We start from the raw sequence: 6,307 nt of genomic DNA on the forward strand, positions 1-6,307 counted from the left end.
CCCCCGCAACCAAAACCTTACTAAACTTCCCCGGTAGCAATATCTGGATATCGGTAGCAATATCTGGATATCTCGCTGCGGGAGGTCTTTCGCTGGCGGAAAAGCTGCGCTCTCCCTTGGCGACGCTACCTCCTCGTTCGCAAAGCTCACCATAACCTGAAGGGTGAGCGCAGCGAACGGGCCAAAGCCTGCCAACGAAACCAAATCAAGCCCGGCAATCCCAATGACTTCTCGGCCTCCCTCGGGAGGCCGAAGTCGTCTTTAGACCTCAGAAATCAAGCCCCGCCGCATCAGCTCATTAAAAACCGCTTTCTGTTCGAGGAAGGCCGGTTGATACACCCATCCAACAAACCAACAAAACCAAGCATTCCCTCCCGTTCGGCCAAAAAACATCAGGCGATCTCTGTCAATTAGTGCGCAGACTGTGCAGGTCTGTCGCTGAGGTTGATGTGTGTGTGCGGACTTTACAAAGTCCTGGATAGGAATTTGAATAAGTCCGGATGCACAAGGCGGAAGCAAGTCAAGCTTCTGTTAGTCGTCTTTCGTGATTTCTCAGCCACAACCATCCCGAAAACTTGTGCGCGTTAATATCCCCATAGCGTTGTAGCTCTGACTAAGCTACATCGTGGGTGAAGGCTCAAAGTGAATGGTTCGCGGCGGCAGGTGTGTCTATCTGCAACTTAAAGGGGAATAACTTCGCGTATGGATGGTATCGGTCCGCAGCATCACGACTCCGGTCTTCGTGCGCTTTGCGGTATCGCTGCGTTCTATCGGATTGCCGCTGATCCAATCCGCCTTCAGCACGATCTGGCGCTGAAGGGACGTGCATCCGAAGCCATCGACATCCAGCGAGCAGCAGGGATTATCGGTCTCAAGGCGCGTGTCGTGGAGAGGGTCAAGGAGCATCGCCTTCGATCAATGCCGGTCCCGGCAATTGTCAAAACGCGCGGCGGCTCCTTTCAAGTGCTCGGCGGTTTGAATCCATCCGGTAAGTACAGGCTCGTCGATCCGATAACGCGTGTTGATCGCGAAATTGCTCCTTCAGATATATTGGCGGAAATCGGCTCGCGTGTGATCCTCGTCGGTCGGAGGATCGGAGGGGAAGGATCCGATCCCAGGGAGTTCGGCTTCAAATGGTTCGTGCCATCCATCTGGCGATACCGCAAGCCGCTGGCGCATGTTTTGCTTGCGTCGCTATTTATACAGATATTTGCGCTCGTCACACCCTTGTTCTTTCAGGTCGTGGTCGACAAGGTTCTGACACATAAAGGTTATTCGACGCTTTTTGTTCTGGTCGCAGGCATCGCGATCATTGGCCTCTTCGATGTCGTGCTTCAATATCTCAGAACCTATGCGTTGGCGCACACGACAAACCGGATAGACGTCGAACTTGGGCAACGGCTGTTCCATCACCTGCTGCGGCTGCCTCTCGGCTATTTCGAGACGCGCTCGGCGGGTCAGACCGTTGCAAGGGTACGCGAGCTTGAAACGATCCGCGCATTTCTAACTGGCCAGGGGCTTTTCTCGGCGCTTGATGTCATTTTTACCTTTGTGTTCATCGCGGTTCTCTTCGCTTATTCGTGGAGCCTGACGCTGATCGTCATTGCTGCGATCCCGATCTACATCCTGATCGGTATGACCGTCAGGCCGCCGCTTCGCGAATTCGTCAAGGAGAAATTCAACCGGGGTGCTGCGAGCCAGCAGTTTCTCGTCGAAGCGATCGTCGGCATCCACACGGTCAAATCTGCTGCAGTGGAGCCGGTAATGCAGGCACAGTGGGAGGAGAAGCTTGCAGCCTATGTGCGGACAGCTTTCGATACGACGCTGCTTAGCGCTGGCGGACAAAACGCCATCCAATATGTCAGCAAGCTCTCGACAGCAGCTCTTCTGCTCTTCGGCGCGAAGGCTGTCATCGATGGCGATCTATCGGTTGGCTCGCTGGTCGCCTTCAACATGATTGCCGGCCAGGTCGCTCAGCCGGTCTTGAGGCTTTCCCAGCTTTGGCAGGATTTTCAGCAGGTGCAGATCTCCGTCGATCGGCTCGGCGACATTCTGAACACCCCGATGGAGCGTCCGCCCGGTATCCGCTTGTCGTTGCCGACCCCAAAAGGGCATATCGAATTTCGAAATGTCACCTTCCGCTATCGGCCTGGCTCTCCGGAAGTCCTGAAAAACGTCTCGCTCGAGCTCCGGCCCGGAGAGGTGATTGGCATCGTCGGGGCCTCCGGTTCTGGAAAATCGACGCTGACCAAGCTCGTCCAACGGCTCTATCTTCCGGAAGAGGGGCAGATCCTTCTCGACGGGGCGGACCTTTCGCAACTCGATCCCGCCTGGCTTCGAAGCCATATCGGAGTAGTTCTCCAAGAGAACCTTCTGTTCAACCGCACGATTCATGACAATATCGCTTTCTCAAACCCGGCAATGCAACGGGCTCAAGTCATTGCTGTCGCCAAGCTCGCTGGCGCCGATGAATTCATCACAAGGCTACCGCAGGGCTATGACACGATGATCGAGGAGCGCGGCGCAAACCTCTCCGGTGGCCAGCGCCAGAGGATCGCTATTGCCCGGGCTCTTGCGACAAATCCACCGATATTGATCTTAGATGAGGCAACCAGTGCGCTTGACTACGAGAGCGAGAGGGTCATTCAGGCGAACATGGGGCAGATCGCCAGCGGCCGAACGGTGATCATCATCGCGCACCGGCTTGCCGCGATCCGGCCATGCAGCAGGATTGTCGGCATAAAAGACGGCCGGATCGCCGAGGTCGGCGGCCATGACGAATTGCTGGGGCGGCCAGATGGGCTCTATTCGCGTCTTTGGGCCTTGCAGAACGACAGGGGAGCGGCATGAGCGCAACGGCGAACGCCTCTCGCTATTTGGGTCTTCCGCGACGGCCGGCAACGCGCGCAGATCACGAATTTCTGGCGCCCGCCCTCGAGGTACTGGAAACGCCACCATCGCCCATACGCATGACGCTGATCCTGATCATCTGTTTGTTCACCACGGTTGCGCTGGTCTGGTCCTATCTCGGCCGCATCGACATTATCGCTGCAGCGCAAGGCAAGATCCAGCCGACCGGCCGCGTCAAGGTCGTGCAGCCGTTGCTGACGGGCAAGGTGAAGACACTTCCGCCACAAAACGGCGACCACGTGCGCCGCGCCGATATTCTGCTCGAACTTGATCCTACGGATGCTCTCGCAGACGAGAGAGACGCCGCAAAAGGCCTTGCCTCGGTTAAGGCGGAGGTTCAGCGGCGCAGGGCTGCCATCCAGTTCGTGCGTTCGCAACCGGCGGTGGGATCGGTTGCGGAAATCAGCTGGGACAAGGATACCGGCCTCGAGCTGCAGCAGCGCGAGAACGGCATTCTGCGCGGCGATATCGAGAAATATCATGCGACCATCGCCTCACTCGGCGCGCAGCAGCATCAGAAGGAAGTGGAGCGTGAACGGCTCAAAGTGACAGTGGCCGCGCAGGAATCCCTCGTTGAGACCCTCAAGGAACGTGTTGCGATGCGCAGCATGCTTGCTTTGAAGGATGCCGGCACAATGGCAAGCGTCATCGATGCAACCGAAACAATGAAGGAACAGGTGACGCAGTTGGCGATACAGCAGGGGCAGCTTGCCGACGCCGAGGCCGCAATCGATGTCTTCGCAAAAGAGAAACGGAAAGCAGAAGGCGCGTTTCTGAGTGATCAGCTTGACAGGCTTGGCGATGCCGAGCGCCGCGCGGACGAATTGGAGCAGCGTCTGGCGAAGGCACAGAATTCTCTCGATCAGATGACGTTGCGCAGTCCGATTGATGGAACGGTGCAATCCTCGTCTGTCACCGGCCTCGGGCAGGTAGTCATCGTTGGCCAGGACCTGATGCGGATCGTACCGCAAGACAGCACGCTCGAGCTTGAAGTCTATATGCCGAACAAGGACATTGGCTTCATCAGAGTGGGTCAGGAGGCGGTCGTAAAACTCGAGGCCTTTCCCTTCACCCGCTACGGGACGGTTTCAGCCTTCGTCGTGAAGGTCGCAGCGGATGCCATTCCGGAGCCAGACGCAACCCGTCATGAGGGTGACCCTATCGCAAGGCAGTCAGGTACAGCTTTTGGTACTGCGGAGCGAATGCAGAATTTGGTCTTTCCGGTCACTCTGCGCCTTGCAAGCGATCACATTCAAGCTGACGGTGCGGACGTCAAATTATCTCCAGGCATGGCGGCTGTCGCCGAGGTGCGCACCGGCCAGCGCAGAATATTGGAGTATGTGTTTTCCCCGTTGGTTGAGATAGCTGACGAGGCGCTCCATGAGCGATAAAGGTAGTGGCTACAAATGTCTTTGACTGCAGTAGATCTGCTCATTTTTTGAATAATTATAGAACTTACCTTGAATTTTAGGGGCTGAAAGGCGTGTTTTCTGCAAAATATGTTCTTGACGTGATTTGCCTTTTGACTCAGCGCAAGAAGCCAATTGCCAGGGCTGCCGGCGTTACTGTGTATCCGGACTTAACTTCAATTTTCGGCCGAGTGTCGTGCGCGTGGGGAGATGAGCTGACCCAGGACACGGTAGGACGGTATGAGCAAGCGGTGATTTCATGACGGGCATTGTTACACCCACGAAGAACGTCAACTTGACGGGGGATCAGAAAATTGACGGGCTTCTCAGTGGCTACGCCTGGGACGGTACGATAACCTATGCGTTTCCCACAAGCTCGATTTCGTACTCCTATAGTGGCGAGAAGGATTACGGCTTTTCCGCGATTTCCTCGCAACAGCGCTCTTTTGCCTTGTTCTTTATGGAGCAATCCTACGGAAACACGGCAAATGACGGCTTTTCCGTAGAGGGATTTACCAACGCCAATTTTGTGGCCGGGAGCGCGGACACCGCGTCGGTGCGGTTTGCACAATCTTGGGTTCCCTCGACTGCATGGGCGTATACCCCAAGTCCGGATAGTGCCGCTGGCGATATATGGTTCGGGACAACATATGCCGGTACGGGAGATGATTATCGCTATCCGGAGTTCGGCAATTACGCAGGCCACACGCTGGCACATGAGCTGGGTCACGCTCTCGGTCTGAAACACGGTCATGAACCGTACCTAGGCAATTCGCTGGTCGTGCCGGGTGCCTACGATTCCATCGAATATACGATCATGACCTACCGCACATATGTCGGAGACAGTGCGAGTGGTTACAAATACGAGCAGAATGGCGCGCCACAGACCTTCATGATGCTCGATATCGCCGCCCTGCAGGAAATGTACGGCGCGGATTACACGACCAACAGCGACAATACCGTCTACAAGTGGAAGCCGAACGAAGGCGTGACCTATGTGAATGGAGTCGCGGCCATTACTCCGGACGCGAACAGGATCTTCGCAACAATCTGGGACGGCGGCGGCATCGACACCTATGATCTAAGTGCCTACACCACGAGCCTTCAAATCGACTTGCGACCAGGGGGGTACTCGGTCTTTTCGCAACTCCAGTTGGCTTACTTGGGAGGTGGCTCGAATGGCGGCGATGCTCGCGGTAACATCTTCAATGCGCTTCTCTATCATGACAACCTGGCATCGCTGATCGAGAATGTTCAGGCAGGCTCCGGTAACGATACGATTGTTGGCAACGAGGTGAACAACACCCTTTGGGGCAATGCGGGAAATGATACGCTTACCGGCGGCGCCGGCGACGACACATTGAACGGCGGTGCCGGACTGGACCGGATGTCGGGTGGGGTGGGTGACGACACCTATATCGTCGATGTTGCAAACGACGTCGTAACCGAGAACACGGACGAGGGAACGGACACGGTCAGGACGGCGCTTTCGAGTTACACGCTCAGCGTTAACGTCGAGAACCTGACCTATACGGGGACGACGTCGTTCATGGGTACCGGCAACGCCGCGGTCAATGTGATCACTGGCGCAGCAGGCGCCGACACGCTGGACGGCAAGGCGGGCGCCGATATCCTGATTGGTGGTGCGGGCAACGACACCTATGTTGTCGATGATCTGGCCGACGTTGTGACCGAGGCTGCCAATGCAGGCACGGATCTGGTCAAGACGGCGCTTTCTGCCTATGCGCTGACCAACATTGCCAATGTCGAGGACCTGACCTTCACTGGCATCGGCAATTTTGCCGGGACGGGCAATGCCTTGGCCAACACGATCACCGGGGGCGCCGGCAACGACGTGCTGGACGGGGGTGCGGGTAACGACAGGCTGATCGGCGGGGCCGGCAATGACGCGCTGATTGGCGGCGCCGGCGACGACTGGCTGGATGGCGGCATGGGAGCTGATGCGCTTTCCGGCGGTACCGGCAACG

At 56.7% G+C, this 6,307-nt stretch carries 3 protein-coding genes; all 3 read left to right on the forward strand.

Features of this window, described 5'->3' with window-relative positions; translation table 11 throughout:
* Positions 1–702 precede the first annotated feature (702 nt).
* Entirely contained in the window at positions 703–2,850 is a 2,148-nt protein-coding gene (locus AC1DTN_RS36925) for a type I secretion system permease/ATPase (RefSeq protein ID WP_477925039.1), read from the forward strand.
* On the forward strand, positions 2,847–4,301 hold the full coding sequence (locus AC1DTN_RS36930) for an HlyD family type I secretion periplasmic adaptor subunit (protein WP_477925040.1): 1,455 nt from the start codon (positions 2,847–2,849) through the stop codon (positions 4,299–4,301). Before AC1DTN_RS36925 ends, AC1DTN_RS36930 begins: the two co-directional genes overlap by 4 nt.
* 277 nt (positions 4,302–4,578) lie before the next feature.
* On the forward strand, positions 4,579–6,307 hold a 1,729-nt coding region (locus tag AC1DTN_RS36935), incomplete at its 3' end, for a M10 family metallopeptidase (RefSeq protein WP_477925042.1).

Source organism: Rhizobium sp. 01T444 (assembly GCF_056398305.1).

Bases quoted from the DNA above. Each gene is read 5' to 3' on its own strand.
- AC1DTN_RS36930 (WP_477925040.1), top strand. From the start codon at position 2,847: ATGAGCGCAACGGCGAACGCCTCTCGCTATTTGGGTCTTCCGCGACGG.
- AC1DTN_RS36925 (WP_477925039.1), top strand. From the start codon at position 703: ATGGATGGTATCGGTCCGCAGCATCACGACTCCGGTCTTCGTGCGCTT.